6 protein-coding genes are annotated in these 20833 nt (G+C 73.2%); 5 read left to right on the top strand and 1 reads right to left on the bottom strand.

Translation table 11 applies throughout. From position 1 onward, the window contains the following. Positions 1-47 precede the first annotated feature (47 nt). The gene (locus C569_RS31290; RefSeq protein ID WP_155945644.1) at positions 48-2387 is read right to left on the bottom strand and encodes a M20/M25/M40 family metallo-hydrolase; all 2340 of its coding nucleotides are present in this window, start codon (positions 2385-2387) and stop codon (positions 48-50) included. A gap of 721 nt (positions 2388-3108) precedes the next feature. On the opposite strand from C569_RS31290, the gene C569_RS31285 reads away from it, so the two are divergent. From C569_RS31285 to C569_RS0128000, 5 genes are all read left to right on the top strand, one after another. After that, a complete protein-coding gene (locus tag C569_RS31285; protein ID WP_018789034.1) occupies positions 3109-4380 on the top strand; it encodes an MFS transporter in 1272 nt (423 codons plus the stop codon). After that, the gene (locus C569_RS0128015; protein ID WP_018789033.1) at positions 4377-6977 is read left to right on the top strand and encodes a lantibiotic dehydratase; all 2601 of its coding nucleotides are present in this window, start codon (positions 4377-4379) and stop codon (positions 6975-6977) included. The genes C569_RS31285 and C569_RS0128015 overlap by 4 nt, the downstream gene beginning before the upstream one ends. 48 nt (positions 6978-7025) lie before the next feature. Next, the gene (locus tag C569_RS0128010) at positions 7026-7241 is read left to right on the top strand and encodes an MbtH family protein (protein ID WP_018789032.1); all 216 of its coding nucleotides are present in this window, start codon (positions 7026-7028) and stop codon (positions 7239-7241) included. A 33-nt stretch (positions 7242-7274) separates the two neighbouring features. After that, positions 7275-15092 (top strand): non-ribosomal peptide synthetase, encoded by a 7818-nt coding sequence (locus C569_RS0128005; RefSeq protein ID WP_020608573.1) that lies wholly within the window; start codon positions 7275-7277, stop codon positions 15090-15092. Further along, positions 15089-20833: non-ribosomal peptide synthetase (locus C569_RS0128000; protein ID WP_018789031.1), on the top strand; the 5745-nt coding region annotated here is incomplete at its 3' end. The genes C569_RS0128005 and C569_RS0128000, both read left to right, overlap by 4 nt.

The raw sequence follows: 20833 nt of genomic DNA, 5'->3' as shown, positions 1-20833 counted from the left end.
GCCGGGCAGAGCGTCGGCGAGGAAGCGCGCGGGGGACGGATGCAGGGTCACCATTGCCGGGTCACCGCGGCCAGGGTCTGGACGGCCGGCCCGATGGCACCGATGACGTCGTCCGGCATCGGTGCGTCGAGGGCCGCCGCCGGTAACTGCGCGCTCTGGGCCAGCAGCCGTACCCGCACCGGGGTATTGGCCGGGACGTCGAGCTGGACCTCGGTGCCCTCGACGGGCGCGCCGACGACGGTGAACCCCCACCGCCAGCCGGCGTCAGACCAGCGGTTGACGCCGCCGGCGAGCGGTCGCCCGGCGACCCGCGCGGCGCGGACCTCGCCGTCGACGTACACGCCGATGCGGTTGGCGGCGGCGTCGGTGCTACCCACGCGGAACGTGACCGTCCGGGTGGTGCCGGCGGTGCGGTCCGCGGCGACGGTGGTCCACGGCTCGACCACCGGAACGACCCGGGCTGGGCCGCTGCGGTAGGTCGGCGAGTAGAGCAGCGGCAGCGATCCGTCGGGGGCGGTCGGTCGGCCGCCGACGTAGCGGTCGACGAAGGTGTTCGGTGCGGGGTAGGGGCTCAGCCAGGTGGCGATGCCGGCATCGGCATCCCAGGAGTAGATGAGCGACACCTGCCGGGGGTGCCGGTCGTCAGAGGGATCGGTGACCGCGTCACCGACGCCGACGGCCAGTCCCGACACCGCCAGCAGCGCGACCGCCGCGACGCGCAGCCGACGTGCGGCGGGCCGCTGGGGTGCCGCACCACCGTCGGCCTGCCCGACCGGCGGCAGCCCCGGACCGGCGCGCGGATCGAGCAGGACGGCGACCGCTGCCACCAGGAGGCCGAGCGCGGCCATCGGTACGGCGACCAGGGAGAGCCCGGTGGTCGGAAAGAGCAGCAGCGTCGGCGGCAGCCAGGTAGCGAGCGTCACGGCCGCCGCAGCGGCCCCGGCGAGCCACCGTGGGTGGACGCCGCCCCGGTGGCCGACTGCGAGGGCGGCGGTCCCCGCGCCGGCGGGTAGCAGGAACAGGTAAGCGGCGCCGGGGGCGGCGATCAGGGCGGCGGCACCGACCAGGGTGGCGAGGACGAGCCCGGCGGCGAGTAGTTCGGGTCCGCGCGCTGCGCGGCGGACCAGGCTGGTGACGGCGAGGGCGATCGCGGCGGCGGCGACCGCGAAGCCGGTGTACGCCAGGAGGGGCGTGTAGGGGTCACCGAGCACGAAACCGACCATGTCGGGCCGCAGGTGTATCGCCGTCCACCAGCCGGCGGCCCCGGCCAGGCCGGCGGCCGGCGGCACGCCGATCAGACCGGCGGCGGCGAGCGCCACCCGGCTGGCCCGGAGTTGCCCGCGCCGGGCGGCGACGACCACGGCCGACGCGACGAGAGCTGCCACCAGGAGCCCCAGACCGTACGCCGCCGTGGTGGGCAGCACGACGAGCCGGTCGAAGACGGGGAAGTAGGTCGAAGGACCGGCACCGAGTACGGCGGGCAGATCGGTGCGCGCGAGTCGGCGTACCGCCGGCAGCACGGAGTCTCCCATGTCCTGCAGGGTCGCCGGATCGACGGCGGACAGATCGTCGCGAGCGGTGTCGTAGCGGGCTGAACCCGTTACGGGAGCGACGTTCAGGCCGGTGTAGCCGGCGGCCCGGAACACGCTGAAATCAGTCTCGTGCGGGAGGAACCGGTAGACGAGCTCCGCGAGAGAGGTGGCCACGGCGGCGTTGCTGTGGAGCGCCCGGGCCATGGCGAGGTTGTCGTCACCGCTCTCGAACATCACGACCGGGCCGGACTGCCCGCGTGACTCCAGGTTGACGATCGCGGTCGAGGCCGGGTCCGGCAGCAGCCCTGTGTCGAGTGCCGCTGCGGCGCCGAGCAGCCCCGCCTCCTCGCCGTCGGTGAATATCAGGCGGACGTCGTTGGCCGGGGGTGGGCCGGCGAGGAGGGCTCGCGCGATCTCCAGGGCGGTGGCGACACCCAGGCCGTTGTCCGAGGCGCCGGGGCCACCGGGCACTGAGTCGTAGTGCGCGACGAGCACGACGGTTCCCCGCGCGTCCCGGCCGGGAATCGTGGCGGACAGGTTCTGTACCCGTCCACAGGCGGGTTCGGCGGGACCGGGACGGCAGACGTCGGCGACGTGGCTGGTCGGGCTGACGCCGAGGCCGGTGAGAGTCTGGGCCAGGTAATCGCGGGCCGCCTCGGCGCCGGGGCTGCCGGTGGGGCGGGGGGCGGTGGCGACGGCGCGGATGTGGGCCATCGCGCGCTCGGCGGAGAACTCGTTGTCGGGCGTCGAGGACGGCATCGGTCCCGGAGTCGCCACGGACGCCAACGCGGACCAAGCGGCGGCCAGCAGCAGTGCGGCGCCCACCACGGGGGCGCCCCGCGACACCTTCAGCACGACCACCTCCTCGCCGAGCGCGTCGACATCCGGCTTGCCGGATCGCTGTGTGGTCCCATTGTCTAGCAGAACAATTTAGGCCGCGCAATGGTCTCGGAATGCTTCTCGAGGACGGCGTTCCGCACGGACTCTATTGAAGACTGAGATGTTGCCCGGCCGGTGAGCCTGTCGTGGCTTGCCGTGAGCAATCGACCCCGTGGTGTGATTTCGCGTGCCGGGCAGAGGTTTCCGGGTTGGCGCAGAAATTTAACGCCGATGGTGCGTTGCCAGACCCATCCGGCGGGGCTACTCTTCGCCAATGTCGCTGCTGGGAACCCGCTCGACGCGGCGCCGTTCTCCGTCATACGCGCAGGTGGCATGGCTGCCTCGTCGCTCGTCGGGTGGTTCGCTGTCGTTGTCGTGCCGGTGCTTTAAGTGGCGATCGCGGGCCATGCAAGCGAACGCCCGAAGGTTGGCATAAATGTGCCAAGTTTATTCCAGGGAACGGTTACGGAATGAAAGCAGTCAACCTCGGAGTGGAATTAGGGCCGCAATCTACCGACCGCGACGTGGCCTCCTCCGCTCCACCCGTCGCGCAGCTAACGAGCTTTTCGTCCGTGGCGCGGTCGCGGACACCCGAATTCCGGCGGGAGCCATTCCTGGACGCCCGCGGCGAGCAGGTCCCGTTCCATTCGACCCGAGGAGGGAAGTCATAGCCCCGGCAGGAGCCACCGCGGACCAGATGGGCACCGGGCCCTCGACCGACGCGCCCTCGTCCCGGGGCCGGAGCTTCGGCTTCCTGCTCGCCGGGCAGTCCATCTCGGCCCTCGGTGACGCGTTCGCCAACGTGGCCATGCCGCTGCTCGTCCTGGCCAGCACCGGATCGGCCACCCAGATGGGTATCGTCGCCGGTCTGTCCATGGTGGCGCAGCTGGTCGGTGGGGTCCTGGCCGGACCGATCGTCGACCAGGTAGACCGACGCCGGTTGTTGATGGCCTGCGACTGGGCGCAGTTCGCTCTCGCCGGCTCGGTTCCGCTGGTCTGGTGGGTCGCCCCGGCGCCCGTCTGGGACCGGTACGGCATCTGGCTCATCTACGCCGTGGTCGTGGCCAGCAGCATCGCGGTGAGCCTCTCCACGGTCGGCCTGCGCGCGATCATGCCGCAGATCGTCGGCCGGGATCGCCTGGTGCGGGCCAACGGGCAACTGATCACCCTCGGCGAGGTGGCGTACGGTGTCGGGCCCGCGCTCGCCGGAGTCGTCATCGCGGCGACCAGCGAGGCCGGCGCGATCGGCATCAACGCCCTGACCTTCGGTGTGTCGGCGCTCGCCTGGGCCTTCGTCCGGCCGCGTATCGCCGCCCGGATCACGGCCGGCGCGGTCGACGAGGCCACCTCGGTGCCCCTGGCCGGACGCCTCGCCGGCCTCCGGTTCGTCCTGGCCCACCCGTTCCTGCGGCACCTGGTCGCCCTCGAACTGGTCAACGGCATGCTCATCGCCGGCACCACCATGCTGTTCATCTACTACCTGCGCACCGATCTGGGTGTCGGGAGTGGTCAGATCGGCCTGCTGCTGAGCCTGGCCAGCGTCGGTGCGGTCCTGGCGGCGGTCAGCACCGGCGCGCTGCGGCGACTCCTCGGCGTCGGGCGGGCGTGGCTGCTGAGTGTGGCCGTGCAGGGGGTCGCGCTGGCCGCCGTCAGCCTCGGTGGCTCGGTGTGGGTGGTGGCTCCGCTCGCCGTCGTCTTCGCGTTCGGGCAGGTGGTGGCCGCGATTCTCGGCACCACACTGCGGCAGGAGATCACCCCCGATCCGCTGCTGGGCCGGGTCTCGGCCGCCGTGTTGACCGTTTTCCTCGCCACCGAGGCGCTGGGCATCGTCCTGGTCAGCGCCGCCGCCGACCTGTTCGCCACGACGACGGTCTTCGTGGTGATCGGGTCGCTCAACCTCCTGGTGGTGCTGGTCGGCCTCGGCACCCCGCTGTGGCGTACCCGATCGATACGTCAGGAGGCATCGTGACGCCCACCGGGCTCCCCCCGCACCTGGCCGACCTGGCCTCCGACGAGTGGGCGATCTGGCGCTGGTCCTGCCTCCGCTCCGCGGGTTTCCCGCTGACCCGGCTGGCCGCCCTCTCCGACGCTCCGGCGGCAGCCGCCGCCGACCGGCTCAACGACGCGCGCGACGACGAACGGCAGGCCTACCTCCGGGCGCTGGCCGTCGTCCGGGGTTGCCTCGACGACCTGCGCGAGGCCGACGACTGGGACTCACCGCGGCGTCGCCCGCTACTGAGGGCCATGAAGGCGTTGCGCCGCGGCAGGTCGCTGCCGGAAGGTATTCCGACGGACATCGTCGCCGCGGCCGACGTCCACGATGCCGCCCGGCGGGCCGTCGGCCGCGCCAGGGCCGAGCTCGAACGCACCTGGGTCGAGGCGCGGGCCCGGACCTCCGCCGCCACCGCCGATCTGGTCGCCGACGACCGGATCGCCGAGGCGATCGTCTGGCAGAACCGGGAGGCGTTCCAGACCGTCGTCGCCCCGCTGCGGCGCGACGGGACCGGCGGGTCGTACAACCAGACCCGGCGGCGGCGTGAGGAACTCATCGCCCGCTACGCGCAGCGCTACTGCGCCAAGAACGACAGCATCGGCTACTTCGGTCCGATCAGTTGGGCTCGTTTTCTCGACACCGGGCCGGCGCTGACCGCCGTGTCCGGTCCGGGACTGATCCGGGACCGCCGGGTCAACTGCGAGCAGTGGGGGATCGACGCGCTGGCCGAGGCGATCGGAGGGCTCCCGAACGCCCGGCGGTGGGCCCGCCCACGCCTGCTGCCCTTCGCGCACCGCACCGAGGACGTCGTGCAGCCCTCCGGCTCACCCCCGATCCACCTGTCGCCGGGGCAGGCCGCCGCCCTGGCCGCGTGCGACGGCAAGCGGTCGGCCCGCGACGTGGCCGCCCTGGCCCTGGCCGCCGGTGACCCGACACTGCGGGACGAGGAGGAGGTGTACGCCTTCCTCGCCGATCTGACGAACCGGGGGATCACGGAATGGCATCTGGAGGTGCCCTTCGTCACCGCCCCCGAGCGTGAACTGTCCGCCCTGCTGGACGGGATCGACGACGACCGTCTCCAGCCGGTCGCCCGGCGGATGCTCCAGGTCTACCAGAGCGCGATCGGCGCGGTCGCCGCCAGCGCCGGCACGGTCGAGCCGCTCTACCGCAGCCTGGAGACAGCGGACCGGATCTTCACCCGGCTCACCGGTCAACCCGCCGTACGCGGACACGGGCAGATGTACGCCGCCCGGGCGATCGTCTACGAGGACTGCACACGCGACCTCGACGTCGAACTCGGCCCGGAGATCCGCACCGAACTGGGCGTCGCGCTCGTGCCCCTGCTGCAGAGTCTGCGCTGGTTCAGCGTGCGGGCCGCCCAACTGGCGCACACCGGACTGCTCGAGCTCTTCCACGAGCTGCGGGCGGACGGACCGGAGACCTACGTGCCCGCCGCCCGGTTGTGGCAGGTGCTGCCACGGCTCTTCCCCGGCCTCGGCAGCGACCGGCAACAAGCCGCCGCCTTCGTCACCGACCTGCGGGACGAGTTCCAGCGCCGCTGGGAACAGGTGCTCGACCTCGACTCGGGACAGCGGGTCGTCCAACGCGACGCCGCCTCGGTGCGGGCGGCCGTGGCGCGAGTCTTCCCCGCCGAACGTCCAGGCTGGGGCTACGCGCGCTACCACAGCCCGGACGTCCTTGTCGCCGCAGCAGACGTCGCAGCCGTCGAACGCGGCGAGTACACCCTCGTGCTCGGCGAGATGCACGCGGCCAACAACACCCTCGCCGCCGCCGGGTTCGCCGACAATCACACAGCCCCGGGCGAGCTGTCCGAGTACGTCGCCTGGGATCTGCCCACCCGGGTGGTGGCCACCGTCGCGCCCCGGGTGTGGCCCGGCGTCACCTCCAGCACCCGCGACGCCCTGCGACGCCCGACCGACGTTCAACTGCTGATGTCCCACGAGTTCGCCGAGCCGTCGGTGCCGGTCGAGAACCAGGTCGCGATCAGCGACCTGGTCATCGAGGAGATCGACGGCGTGTTGCGGGCCCGTACCTTCGACCGGCGGGTCGACCTGCCGGCGGTGGAACTGGTCGGCGAGTTGCTCTCCACGAACGTCGTCGACGTGTTCGGCCTGAGCACCGGTCGGTCGCACACCCCCCGCGTGCAGATCGGCCGGCTGGTGGCGCAGCGCGAATCCTGGCGCTTTCCGCTGGCCGAGCTGCGTCACCTCACCGGCGACGGCGAGGTGGACCGGTTCGTCGCGTCGCGCGGGTTCGCCCGGCACCACGGCCTGCCGGAGCGGGTCTTCGTCAAGCTCCCCACCGAGCAGAAGCCGCTCTACCTCGACTTCACCAGCCCGATCCTGGTCAACATCATGGTCAAGGGGCTGCGCCGCGCCCTCGAGCACGGGCCGGTCGACGGCTCCGCGACGTTCACCGAGATGCTGCCCACCGGTTCGCAGTCCTGGCTACGCGACGGCGACCAGCAGCCGTACACCAGTGAGTTCCGCACCGTGATCGTCGACCTTGCCGGCCGCGACGAGCCGGCGGCGGACGCCCCGGCGCGCGGCTGACGACGAGACCCGACCCGCACCGGAAGCCGACAGAGAGGACAGCAGCGCATGGAACCCGACGAGGACCGCACGATCTACCGCGCAGTGGTCAACGACGAAGAGCAGTACTCCATCTGGCCGGCCGATCGGGACCTTCCCCCGGGGTGGCGGGACGCCGGACGGACCGGCCCGAAGGCGGACTGCCTGGCGTACATCGCCGAGGTGTGGACCGACATGCGCCCGTTGAGCCTGCGCCGCAGGCTCGCGGCGCAGAGCGGCGAGTAGTCGGACGGACAGCACGTGGACGCGAGGAGCGGCATGGCACCCCACAGCGGTACCGAGGTCGGCGGCACGCTCGTCGACCTGTTGACGTCCCGTACCGGCAGCGACCGGGGCTACACCTACGTGTCCGGGTCCAGCCGCCACCGGCTCGGGTTCGCCGACCTCGACCGCCGGGCCCGGGCGATCGGTGCGGAACTGCTCGCCCGGGGCCTGCGCGGTGAGCGGGTGCTGCTGGTCTACCCGCCCGGTCTGGAGTACGTCTCGGCGTTCTTCGGCTGCCTGTACGCCGGCGTGGTGGCGGTTCCGGTCTTCCCGCCGGACCCGGCCCGGCTGGAACGCAGCCTGCCCCGGCTGATCGCCGTCGCCGCGGACGCCGCCCCCGCCGCCGCCCTGACCACCGAGGACCTGGTGGACCTTGGCGCCGGTCTGGCCAGCCTGGCCGATGTTCCGGCACTGACCTGGATCGCCACCGACGCGCTGCCCGACTCGGCCGCCGCCGACTGGCGCCGACCGCCGATCACGCCCGCGACGACCGCCTTCCTCCAGTACACCTCCGGGTCGACGACAGCCCCCCGGGGCGTCGTCGTCAGCCACGCCAACCTCCGCCACAACCTGGAGTTGATCCGCTCGTCGTTCGCGACCACCCCCCGGTCCCGGGGGATGAGCTGGCTTCCGCTCTACCACGACATGGGACTGATCGGTGGCATCCTGCAACCGCTCTACGTGGACTTCGACATGGTCCTCGCCTCCCCGCTGGAGTTCCTCACCGATCCGCTGAGCTGGCTGGACACCATCGCCGCGCAGCACATCACCGCCAGCGGCGGGCCGAACTTCGCGTACGACCTGTGTGTCCGCCGCTTCGACCCGCAGCGCTGCGTGGACCTGGACCTCAGCGGCTGGCAGGTAGCTTTCAGCGGGTCGGAGCCGATTCACGCCGGGGTGCTCGAAAGGTTCGCGGCGACCTTCGCCCCCTACGGCTTCCGGCCCACCGCCTTCCTGCCCTGCTACGGGCTGGCGGAGGCCACCCTCATCGTGACCGGCGCGCCCGCCGGGCAGGGTGCCGTACACCACCGGGTCGACTCCGGGGCGCTCGCCACGGGGTTGGCCCGGCCACCACGCGACGACGACCCTGCTACCACGCTGGTCGGTTCCGGTCGGCCGCTGGGCGACCAGACCGTCGCGATCGTCGATCCGGCCACCGGCGCCGAACGCGGCGACGGTCAGGTCGGCGAGATCCAGGTCCACGGGCCGAGCGTCTGCGCGGGCTACTGGCGCACGCCGGCGGAACACGAGGTGTTCGTCGAGCGGGCCGGCCGCCTCTTCCTACGGACCGGGGATCTCGGTTTCCTGCTCGACGGAGAACTGTTCGTCACCGGCCGCTCCAGCGATGTCATCGTGGTGCGGGGCCGCAACCTCTACCCGCAGGACATCGAGCTGACCGCCGTCACCGCGGCGGCCGGGGTCCGACCGGGCTGTGTCGCCGCCTTCCCGGTCACCGTCGAGGAGACCGAAGGCGTCGTGGTGGTCGCCGAGCGGAACGCGGATGCCCTACCGGCAGACGCCGAGGCGGCCCACCGGATCCGGCAACTCGTCGGCACCGTCCACGACGCCCCGGTCCACGAGGTCGTCTTCGTCTCCCGGGGGACCGTCCCCAAGACCTCCAGCGGGAAGACCCAACGCCGGGAGACCGCCGCCCGGTACCGCGCGGGCACCCTCGACGTCGTCCACCGTGACGCCGGCGGGCCGGCGGTCACCGGGCCGCCCGCGGACGACGCCGGGCCGCCCGCCCGGCCCCGCACCGCCACCGAGCTGACCGAGCACCTGATCGGGCTGGTCGGCCGGGCCACCGGCGGCGGCACCGGTCAGATCACCGCCGCGGACCGGCTCGACGCGGTGGGACTGGACTCCCTCGCCTCGGCGCAACTGCTGCACGACCTCGAACGTCTCACCGGCGTCCACCTCGACCTGCGCGGCCTGCTCCAGCCCTGGTCGATCGCCGACCTCGCGGAACACCTCGCCGGCCGGCTCGCCGACCGGGACGCCGGCCCGGCCGACGACGACGGCGGCACCCCGATCTCCCCCGGCGTCGAGGCGCTGTGGTACCTGCACCGGCTCGACCCCACGTCGACCGCGTACCACCTGGCGAGGGCGTTCACCATCGACGGAGGAGCACCTGACGCGGACGCCCTCGACCGGACACTGCGCCGGTTGCTCACCCGGCATCCGGCGCTACGGTCCTGCTACCCCGAGCAGGACGGCGCGCCCGTGGCCGCCGAGGCGGAGCTACCGCCCCGGCTGCTCGACGAGGTGACCTGCGCCTCCGCCGACCTCGACGCCGAACTTGCCAGCCGGGCCCGGGAACCGTTCGACCTGACCCGGGGTCCCCTGGTGCGGGCCTGCCTGCTCACCCCGACCGTCGGCCCTCCGGTGCTGTTGCTGGCCGCGCATCACATCACCACGGACCTGTGGTCGGCAGCCGTCCTCCTCGACGAACTACGCCGGATCTACCCGGCCGAGGCCACCGGTACGGCGGTCGACCTGCCCGAGCCGGGTGACCACCGGCGGGCCGTGCGCCGGCTCGTCGCCACCCCGGCCCGCCGGAACGAGTCGCGGCGGTACTGGGCAGACGCGCTCGCCGGCGATCCGGCCGCGCTCACCCTGCCGGCCCTGGCCGTCGGCGGCACCGACCCGGCGACACCGACGATGATCCAGGGAGTGCTGACGGGGCCGGTCGTCGACCAGGTCACCGCGCTGGCCGTGAGCGCCCGTACCACCCCGTACGTGGTGCTGCTCTCTGCCTTCCAGGTGCTGCTGCACCGATTCACCGGTCAAACCGATCTGCTGGTGGGCTCACCGGCCGCGCTGCACCGGGACGCCGCCTCCGCGACGACCGTCGGCTACCTGCTCAACACCGTGGTGCACCGGGCCGACCTGAGCGGCAACCCCACCTTCACCGACCTGCTGGCGACGAACGCGGCGCGCGTCGCCGCCGCCCTCGACCACCGTGACCACCCCTACGCGGAGGTGGTCCGCGATCTGCGGGCAGCCGGTGGAAATGGCTCGGCCCTCCCGGTCCAGGCGATGTTCGTGCTGGAGCAGGCGCCGGGGGGAGCGGCGGTCGCCGCACTGGCGATGGAGGATCCAGCCACCCCGCTGGCGCTCGGCGCGCTGCGCCTCACCCCCCGGCCGCTGCCCCGCCACGCCGCCACCGCCGACCTGGTGCTCCGGGCCGCCCCGGTTCCCCGCCGCCTGCTCCTCGCCTGGGAGTACGAGCCGACGGCGGTGTCGGCCAGCGCGGTCGACGACCTGGCCGCCGGATACGAACTGCTGCTCACCGCGCTGGTCGAACGACCCGACCTGCCGATCGGCGCGATGCCGGCGACCACCCGCCCGCAGAGCGCCACCTGGAGCGGCCCCGACGAGCCGCCGCCCCCGGCCGACGTACGACTGCACGAGCTGATCCTCGCCCACGCCACGCGGACCCCGCAGGCCGTGGCGGTCCGCTGCGGTGACACCGCCCTCAGCTACGCCGCCCTGGATGTGGAAAGCGCCGCGCTGGCCGGGCGGCTGCGGGCCGCCGGGGTGGGGCCGGGTCATCGGGTCGGCATCCACCTGCCCCGCTCACCGCAGGCGATCGTCGCCATCCTGGCCACGCTGCGCGCCGGCGGCGCGTACGTCGCCGTCGACCCGGCCGCCCCGCCGGCCCGCGTACGCCACATCCTGGGTGACGCCGGTATCACCGTGCTGGTCACCGACCTGCCGGTGCCCGACGGCGGTCCGGCCGCCCCGACCGTGCTGCGGCCCGACGGGCTCGACGGGCCGGGCGCGGACGAGGACGGGCAGGGACCCCGGCCGGGCCCCGACGACCTGGCGTACGTGATGTACACCTCCGGCTCCACCGGCCGGCCGAAGGGCATCGAGGTGAGCCACGACAACCTGCTCCACTCCACGTTCGCCCGTCTCGGCTACTTCCCCGACCGGGTGCGCAGCTTCCTGCTCATCTCCTCGCTCGGCTTCGACAGCTCGGTGGCCGGTCTCTTCTGGACCCTGCTCGAAGGCGGCACGCTGGTGCTCCCCGACCCGGAGCGGGACCAGGACCCGGCTCACCACCGGGAACTGCTGCACCGGCACCGCGTGTCGCACTTCGAGAGCGTGCCGTCGCTCTACCTCGACCTGCTCGACCTGCTTCCCGCCGGTCACCTGCCCGAACTGCGGTCGGTGGTGCTCGCGGGTGAGTCCTGCCCGACCACCGTCGCCGACCGGCACCGCGAGGTGCTGCCGCAGGCCCGGCTGGTCAACGAGTACGGGCCGACCGAGGCCACCGTGTGGTGCACCGCCTACCGGGTGGACGGCTCCTCGACCCGGCCGACACTGCCGATCGGCCGACCGGTGGGGCATTACCGGATCTACCTGCTGGACGGGTACGGCCACCCGGCGCCCGCCGGCACCGTCGGGGAGATCCACATCGGTGGTGCGGGGGTGGCCCGGGGCTACCACGACCTGCCGGTCGCCACCGCCGAGCGGTTCCTCCCGGACCCGTTCGGGGACGTGCCCGGAGCCCGCATGTACCGCACCGGGGACCTGGGCCGGCGACTGCCCGACGGGAACATCGAGTTCGTCGGGCGGGCCGACATGCAACTCAAGATCAGGGGGGTCCGGATCGAGCCCGCCGAGATCGAGGCGGCGCTGACCGACCATCCCACCGTCGCCGCCGCCGTGGTACGCGGGATCGAGGGCCTCGACCGGGACCACGCGCTCGTCGCCTACCTGGTCGACCGCAACGGCGCCGAGCGGGCCGACGACCACACGCTCCGGTCCTTCCTGCGCGGCCGTGTCCTGCCGGCGATGGTTCCGGCGGTCTTCGTGCACCTCGACGAACTGCCGCTCACCCGGCACGGCAAGGTCGACCTCAGCGCCCTGCCGGCGGTGACCGTGGCCGGTCCCACCTCGGCACCCCCGCCGGCCGACGACCAGGTCGCCACCCTCGTCGCCGGCACCGTCGCCGATCTCCTCGGGGTGGAGCGGGTGGGCCGCGACGACGACTTCTTCGCCCTCGGCGGGCACTCGTTGCTGGTCACCCGGCTCACCGCTCGCCTGCGCGCGATCTTCGGGGTGGAACTTGAACTCCGTGCGGTCTTCACCGATCCGACCGTCACGGGCCTCGCCGCCGCGGTGCGGCAACGGCTGACCGACGACGTACCGGCCGACGCGGGACCGGTGCGCCGCGCCGATCCGGAGCCGGCCCTCCTGTCGTACACCCAGCAGCGGCTGTGGTTCCTCAACGAACTGCTGCCCGGCAACGTGGCGTACCACATCCCGGTCGCGGTCCGGCTCCGCGGCGAGCTCGACCGCGTCGCCCTGGACGCCGCGCTGACCGGGGTCGCCGCCCGGCACGAGGCGCTGCGGACCACGTTCCGGCTGGTCGGCACCGCACCCGTGCAGTGGGTCGACCCGCCCGCGCCGATCCGGGTGCCGATCAGCGAGGTGCCGGCGGACGACCGGCTCGGCCGGCTGGCCGAGGCACTGGAGGCGCATGCCCGTACCCCCCTCGACCTGGCCGAGGGACCCCTGTGGACGGCCCGCCTGTTCCGGCTCGACCGCACCGACCACGTGCTGTCGATCGTCCTGCACCACAGCATCGCCGACGGCTGGTCGCTTGCCGTCCTGACCGACGAACTGGCCAGCGCGTACCCGGAGCTGCGCGCCGGTCGACCCGACCCGGTGCCCACTCCGCCGGTGCAGTACCCCGACTTCGCCGCCTGGCAGCGCGCCACGCTGACACCGGAGTCGCTGCGCCCGCACCTGCTGCGCTGGACCCGGGTGCTGGCCGACGTGCCGCCGCAGCGGCTGCCCACCGATCGGCCCCGACCGGCGGTGCAGAGCTTCGCCGGGGCGGTCCTGCCGTGGCAGCTCGACGCCGCGACGACCGCGGCGGTGCGCGACGTCGCGCAGCAGGGCCGGGCCACCGTGTTCATGGTGCTGCTGAGCGCCTTCGGGCTGGTCCTCGCCGGGCACGGCGACGTCGACGACGTGGTGGTCGGCACCCCGATCTCCGGTCGCAACCGGGTCGAGACCGAGCAGCTCATCGGGTTCTTCGCCAACACGCTGCCGCTACGGCTGGACCTGTCCGGCGACCCCACCTTCACGGAGCTGACCGGCCGGGTCCGGGAGACGGTACTGGACGCCTCGCTGGGGCAGGACGTGCCGTTCGAGCTGCTGGTCGAATCGGTGCAGCCGGACCGGGACCTGGGCCGCAACCCCCTGTTCCAGGTGGTGTTCGCCTGGCAGAACGCGCCCCGCCCGCACCTACGCCTGGGTGACCTCGACCTGGAACTGCTCGACGTGACCACCGGTACGGCGAAGTTCGACCTGACCGTGTCGCTGTGGGAGGAGGGCGACCGGATCCGCGGCACCGTCGAGTACAACCGGGACCTCTTCGCCGAGTCCACCGTCGCCGGACTCGGCGGGGAACTGGTCGCCCTGCTGCGCCGGGCCACCGCTCACCCGGCGCTGCCGGCGAGCGTCCTGACCCGCGCCGCGGATCCGGCACCGCCGGTGGCCGGCGCGACGGCGCCGCCGGCGGACTGGACACTCGACGTGCTGCTCGCCGACGGCGTCCGGGACGGCGGCACGTCGACCGCCGTGCTCACCGGCGCCGGTCCGACCAGCTACGCCGATCTGGCCGGGCTGGTGCGCAAGCGAGTCGCCGAGCTGCGCGGCACCGGGGTGACCGCGGGCAGCAGGGTCGGCTCGTGTGAGGGCTCCGACCTCGACCGGCTGGTGACCCTGCTGGCGGTGCTGGCCCTCGACGCCACCGTGATACCCATGCCCGTCGAACGCCCCGGGTGGTGGCACGACCAGGTCACCGGAGACGCGGCACCGACCGCGTTGAGCGGACCGGACGGGGTACGCGCCGGGCCCGCGCCGGTGGGGGAGCCGGAGCCCGGCCCGGCATGGCTGCGCTACTCCACCGCCGGCACCCGCCAACAGATTCTCCGGTACGCCGCGCTCCGCCGGACCGTTCCCGCCCTGCGCGCGGAGCTGGGCGTCGGCCCCGCCGACCGGGTCCGGGTCGACGGCCCGACGGATGCGCCCGAGACGGTCTGGGCCGCCCTCGTCGCGCTGAGCGCGGGGGCGACGCTGCTCCTCGGCGGCGCCGGCGAACCGACCGTCGCCATCGGCCGGGCCGCCGACCCGACCGCCCCCGGCATCCACGTGGTGCACACCGGAGACCGGCCGCCGGCCACGCCGACGGCGCTGTTCGTCCCGCTGGACCCCAGCAGTGGGGAGCCGTCGAGTGCGTTCACCCGGGACGCCCACGGCCGGTGGCTCGGACATCCGCTGCCCGGCTGCTGCCTGGTCGTGCAGGACCGGTTCGGGCAGCCCGCCGGTGTCCGCCGCAGGGGCACGGTGCACCGGGTCGACGGCGGCGAATCCACCGGCGTCCTCGCCCGGGTCTGCGACGACGCACGACTGGAGTGGCTCGGCTCCACCATCGACGACGGCGGATCCGACGGCGAGGAGGTGCCGTACGTGCCACCCCGCAGCCCGGTCGAGGAGGTACTGGTCGAGGTCTGGCAGTCGGCGCTCGCCGACGACGACCTCGGGGTGCACGACGATTTCTTCGCCCTCGGCGGGCACTCGCTGCTGGCCACCCGGATCATCGCCGAGGTGCGGGAGATCTTCCAGGTGGACGTGCCGCTGCGGGTCTTCTTCGAAGAGCCCACCGTCGAGGGCCTCGCGGCGGCACTGACCGCCAGGGAGGCCAGTCCGGGTCAGACCGAGCAGATTGCCCGGATCTGGCAGCAGGTGCAGGACGAGCTGACCGACGAGGACCTGGTGGGCGCGCCGTGACCCGGCCGCCGCGCCGCCGCGCCGCGCCGACCCCGGAGCAGCGGGCCCGTTTCCAGGCCCGACTGCGTGACGCCGGCGTCTCGGTACGGGCCGGCGGGCCGACCGCCGACCCGGATCGCGGCCGGCACTTCCCACTAACCGATGCGCAACTGCGGTTCTGGCTGCTCGAACAGATCGACCCGGGCAATCCGGCGTACCACATGGCCGTCCCGGTCCGCCTGAGCGGCCACCTGGACGTCACGGCCCTGCATCGTGCGGTGCGGATGCTGGTCGCCCGGCACGAGGCGCTCCGGACGGTGTTCGGCGCCGCCGACGGCACCCCGTGGCAGCGGGTCGTCTCCGATCCCGCGGTGGTGCTGACCGTCGACGACCTCTGCCGGCACGACCTGCCGGAGCGCGACCGGGTCGCCGAACGGATCGCCACGGCGGAGGCGACCGCCGCGTTCGACCTCGGTGCCGGTCCGCTGCTGCGGGTCCGCCTGGTCCGGCTCGCCGAGGACCGGTACGACCTGCTGATCACCATGCACCACATCGTCGGCGACGGCTGGTCGGTGGCGATCGTGGTACGGGAGCTGTCCGAGTGCTACACCGCGGTGGTCGAGGACCGGGAACCTCGGTTGGCGCCCCTGCCGGTGCAGTACCCCGACTGGGCAGTGTGGCAGCGCCGCCAACTCGACAGTGGCGCCCACGCCGCCGCGCTGGCGTACTGGCGGGAACGGCTGGCCGACGTCGCGCCGCTCGGCCTGCCGCACGACGCCGCCCGGCCGGTCACCCGGACGTTCAGCGGTGGGCAGCGGGAGTTCCACCTCGACGAGGCGATGGCACACGGCATCCGCGCGTTCGGGCAGCAGGCCGGGGCCAGCCCGTTCGTGGTGCTGCTCGCCGCCCTGGCCGTACTGCTGAGCCGCCAGACCGGGCGCCGTGACCTACTGGTCGGCACCCCGGTGGCCGGACGTGACCACCCCGACACCGCACCGCTGGTCGGTTGCTTCCTCAATCTGGTGGCGGTGCGCTGCGATCTGCACGGTGACCCCACCTTCGGCGAGGTCGTCGACCGGGTCCGGCAGGAGACCCTGCGCGCGTTCGAGCACCAGCAGGTGCCCTTCGAGCGGGTCCAGGCCGAGCTGGGTCGCTCCGGCGACCTGGATCGCGCCCCCCTGTTCGAGGTACTGCTGAACATGGTCAATGTTCCGGCGGCGGTGGCTGAGATGCCGGGCGTGGCCGCGGAGTTCGGCGAGCCGCAGAACGTCGGCGCGAAGTTCGACCTCACCGTTTACGTGCAGGAACATTCCACCGGCTACCGGCTGTCGGTGCTCTACAACACCGATCTCTTCCACGCCGACCGGATCGCCGCGCTGATGCGGCAGTGGCAGACCGTCCTGCGGCAGGGACTCGCCGATCCGCGCCGCCAGGTCGACCTGATCGACCTGCGCGACGTGCCCGGTGGCCCGCCGGCCGAACCGGCCGTCCCGGCCGCGACGCCCGCGCCCACCGTACCGGCGCAGGTGGCCCTCGCCGTGACCGCACGTCCCGAGGCCGTCGCGGTCTCCGGTCGCGGCGTCGACCTGACCTATGGTGAACTCGACCACCGGGCCGGCCAGGTGGCCGCCCGGCTGCGCCGGGCGGGGCTGCGACCTGGTGACCGGGTGGTTGTGCTGGCCCGGCGCACCCCGGAACTGCCGGTGGCGCTGCTCGGCATCTGGCGGGCCGGTGGCGTCTGCGTGGTACTCGACGCCGACGCCCCGGAATCGGCCCTGGCCGCCTGCGTCGACGTCGCCGCACCGGTCGCCGCCCTCGGCTGCGGGGCGCCCACGACGGCCCTGCCGGGCGTCGGTCTGCCGGTGATTCCGCTCGCCGACGGTCCGCGCTGGCTGCTGACCGACGAGCCGGCGGTGGACCAGGAGGTCGTGGTCACCCCGGACGACGTGGCCTACCTGGCTTTCACCACCGGCAGCACCGCCCGGCCGAGGGCGGTGCTGGGCACCCACGGACCGCTGGGGCACTTCCTCCGGTGGCAACGCGAGCGCTTCACGCTCACGGTGGCGGACCGCACGGCGCTGCTCGCCGGGATCGGCCACGACCCGTTGCTGCGGGACCTCTTCGCCCCGCTGACCGTCGGGGCCACCCTCTGCCTGCCGCCCGGCGACGTCCTCGCCGAGATGGCGGACCTTGCCGGGTGGCTTCACGAGGCCACGGTGAAGGTCGTACACATCACTCCGGCGCTGGCCACGATCCTGGCGGCCACGGCACCGGCCGGGCTGCGCCTGCCGCTGCGCCTGGTGTTCCTCGGCGGCGACCTGCTCACCCGCGACGTGCTGGCGCGACTGCGGGCGGTGGCCCCGCAGGCGACCCTGGTGAACGTCTACGGGGCCACCGAGACACCCCAGGTGATGAGCTGGCACGACACCGACCGGGACCAGCGGGACCCGGTGCCGGTGGGCGTCGGCGTCGACGGTGTGCGCATGGCGGTGCACGACCGGTACGGCCGGCCGTGCGGCATCGGTGAGTTGGGCGAGATCGTGGTGCGGACCCGGCACCTCACCCTCGGCTACGTCGGGGATCCGGCTGCCACCGCCGACCGGTTCCGACCCGACCCCGCCGGGTCCGGGACGCGCCTCTTCCGCACCGCGGACCTGGGCCGGATCGGGCCGGACGGGGCGGTGGAGTTCGCCGGGCGGACGACGACCGCCAAGATCCGGGGGATCCGGGTCGAGCCGGCCGAGGTGGAGGCGACCCTGCGGAACCATCCGCAGGTGGCCGACGTCGGTGTGCTGGTGACCGGGACCGGGCCGGACGCCGCGCTGGTCGCGTGCGTGGTGCCGACCGGCGGGGACGGGATCGACCCGGCCGCGCTCGCTGCCTGGCTCGGACAGCGGACGACCTCCGGCCTGGTGCCGGACCGCGTCGTCCTGGTCGACGCCCTGCCCCGGGCCGGCTCGGGCAAGCTGGTCCGATCTCGACTGGCCGGGCTGCTACCGGCCGAGGCGGCACCGGACACGCCGGAGCCACCGGTGGGGCAGACGGAACGGCTCGTCGCCGAAGAGGTGGCGACGCTGCTCGGTCAGCCGGTGACCGACCGGGACAGCTCATTCTTCGGGCTCGGCGGGGACTCGGTGCGGGCCATGCAGCTCGCGGCGCGGTTGCGTGACTCACTCGGCCGGGACGTGCCGGTGCGGTGGGTGTTCGAGCATCCCACGGTGGCCGCGCTCGCCGCGCACCTCGACACCGTCACCGGACAGGATTCCGACGGCCGGCCGCCGCTGCGGTCGACCCCGCCGCAGCAACCGGCGCCCCTGACCCCCGCCCAGCAACGCCTGTGGTTCCTGCACCAACTCGACCCCGCAAGCCCCGCCTACAACATCCCCACCGCCATCGACCTCACCGGCGCACTGGACCACACCGCCCTGCACCACGCCCTGATCGACCTCACCGACCGCCACCAGATCCTGCGCACCACCATCACCCCCACCGAGCCACCCACCCAACACCTCAACCCGCCCCCCACCCGACCCGTCACCGTCCACACCCTGCCCCCGCACACCGACGCCACCAGCTACCTCACCCACCTGGCCCAGCAACCCTTCGACCTCACCACCGACCACCCCCTGCGCACCCACCTCGTCACCACCGACCACGACCACCACCACCTCCTGCTCACCGTCCACCACATCGCCGCCGACGCCTGGTCCATGGGCCTGCTCATCACCGACCTCGCCGCCCTCTACCACCACCACCGCACCGGCCAACCCCACCACCTGCCCACCCCCACCCACCAGTACCGCGACTACGCCCACTGGACCCACCACCCCCACCACCACACCCGACACCAACACCACCGCACCTACTGGACCCACCACCTCGCCAACACCCCCACCCTCGACCTCCCCACCGACCACCCCCACCACCCCACCGACGGGGTGCCCGCCGGCAGCGTCCCGATCACGATCGACGGTGCGCTCACCGAGCGGCTGCACGAACTCGGCCGGGCGCATGGCGCGACCCTGTTCATGGTTCTGCTGGCCGCCTTCCAGACCGTCCTGGCGCGAACCAGCGGGCAGGACGACATCGCGGTCGGCACCCCGGTGGCCAACCGCGAGGCTCCCGGCACCGCCGACCTGGTCGGCTTCTTCGCCAGTACGCTCGTCATGCGGACCAGCACGGCCGGCGACCCCAGCTTCACCGAGCTGCTGGGCCAGGTCCGCGAGACCTGTCTCGCCGCGTACGCCCACCAGGACGTCGCCTTCGAGGAGGTCGTCGCCGACCTGGGCGTCGAGCGGGACCTGACCCGGCACCCGGTCTTCCAGGTGATGCTGGCCGTGCAGAACGTCCCGTCGCCCGACCCGCAGGTCGCCGGCCTCACCCTGACCCCGCGACCGCTGCCGGTGACGGCGGCCAAGTTCGAGCTGGTGTTGAACCTGGCGGAGACCGATGGCGGCATCGCCGGTGACCTGACCTACCGCAGCGACCTGTTCGCACCCGACCGGGTGACGCGTCTGGTGGAGCAGCTTCGGCACGTGCTGCGCACCGCCGCCGACCACCCGGACCGGCCGGTGGGTGCCCTGCTGCCCCCGCCGGCCGAACTGGCCCTGCTGCGGTCCTGGAACGACACCGCCACCGACCTGCCCGCCGTGCTCGTCCACCAGCTCGTCGCCGCGCAGGCGGCCCGTACCCCGCACCGGGTCGCTGTCCTGGCCGAGGACGGCGAACTGAGCTACGCCGAGCTCGACGCCGCCGCCAACCGCCTCGCCCGGCATCTCGTCGACCGGGGGCTCGGCGCCGAGTCGCCGGTGGCACTGCTGATCGAACGGGGTCGACACCTGCCGATGGCGATGCTCGCGGTCCTCAAGGCGGGTGGCTGCTACCTACCGATCGACCCGGCCGAGGCGGCCGGCCGCCGTGACCTGCTGCTGCGCTCCGGCGTCACCGCCGTGCTCTGTGCCACCGAGGCGACGCGGGAGGCTGTCGCCGGTCTCGGTCTGCCGGTCGTCGACGTCACCGCGCCGGATCCGTACGGCCGCGCCGACGATCCCCAGGTGCCCATCGATCCCGACCAGCTCGCGTACCTGATGAGCACCTCCGGGTCGACCGGTGCCCCCAAGCAGGTGATGATCACCCACCGGGCGCTCGCCAACCACATGCTCTGGATGCGTGCGGCGTTCCCGCTCACCGCCGAGGACCGGCTGCTCCAGAAGACCCCGTGCGGCTTCGACGCCTCGGTCTGGGAGTTCTATGCGCCCCTCGTCGCCGGGGCCACGCTGGTCATGGCCCGGCCGGACGGGCACCGGGACCCGGCGTACCTGGTGCGGGCCTGCGCCACCCAGCGGATCACCGTCCTGCAGATGGTGCCCTCCATGTTGGACGTGCTGCTGGGTACGCCAGGCTTCGCGCAGTTGACCGAGCTGCGTCAGGTCTTCGTCGGCGGTGAGACGTTGCCGGCGAGGCTACGTGACCGGTTCCACCGGGTGAGCGGCGCGACACTGGTCAACCTGTACGGGCCGGCGGAGACCTGCATCCAGGTGACGTCCTGGACGGCCGACCCGGCATTCGACGCTCACCTGCCGAGCCCGATCGGGGTTCCGGTGTGGAACACGGTGGTTCATGTGTTGGATCGGTTTCTGCGGCCGGTGCCGATCGGTGTGGTGGGGAAGTTGTACGTCGGTGGTGTCGGGGTGGGGCGGGGTTATCTGCATCAGGCGGATCTGACGGCGGAGCGGTTCGTGCCGGATCCGTTCGGTCGGCCG

This window comes from Micromonospora sp. CNB394, from assembly GCF_000374985.1.
GTDB lineage: Bacteria > Actinomycetota > Actinomycetes > Mycobacteriales > Micromonosporaceae > Micromonospora > Micromonospora marina.
The sequence above is the reverse complement of the archived record's forward strand: the minus strand, read 5'-3'. Positions and strand labels throughout refer to the sequence as shown.

Bases quoted from the DNA above. Each gene is read 5' to 3' on its own strand.
- C569_RS31285 (WP_018789034.1), top strand. From the start codon at position 3,109: ATGGGCACCGGGCCCTCGACCGACGCGCCCTCGTCCCGGGGCCGGAGC.
- C569_RS0128010 (WP_018789032.1), top strand. From the start codon at position 7,026: ATGGAACCCGACGAGGACCGCACGATCTACCGCGCAGTGGTCAACGAC.
- C569_RS0128005 (WP_020608573.1), top strand. From the start codon at position 7,275: ATGGCACCCCACAGCGGTACCGAGGTCGGCGGCACGCTCGTCGACCTG.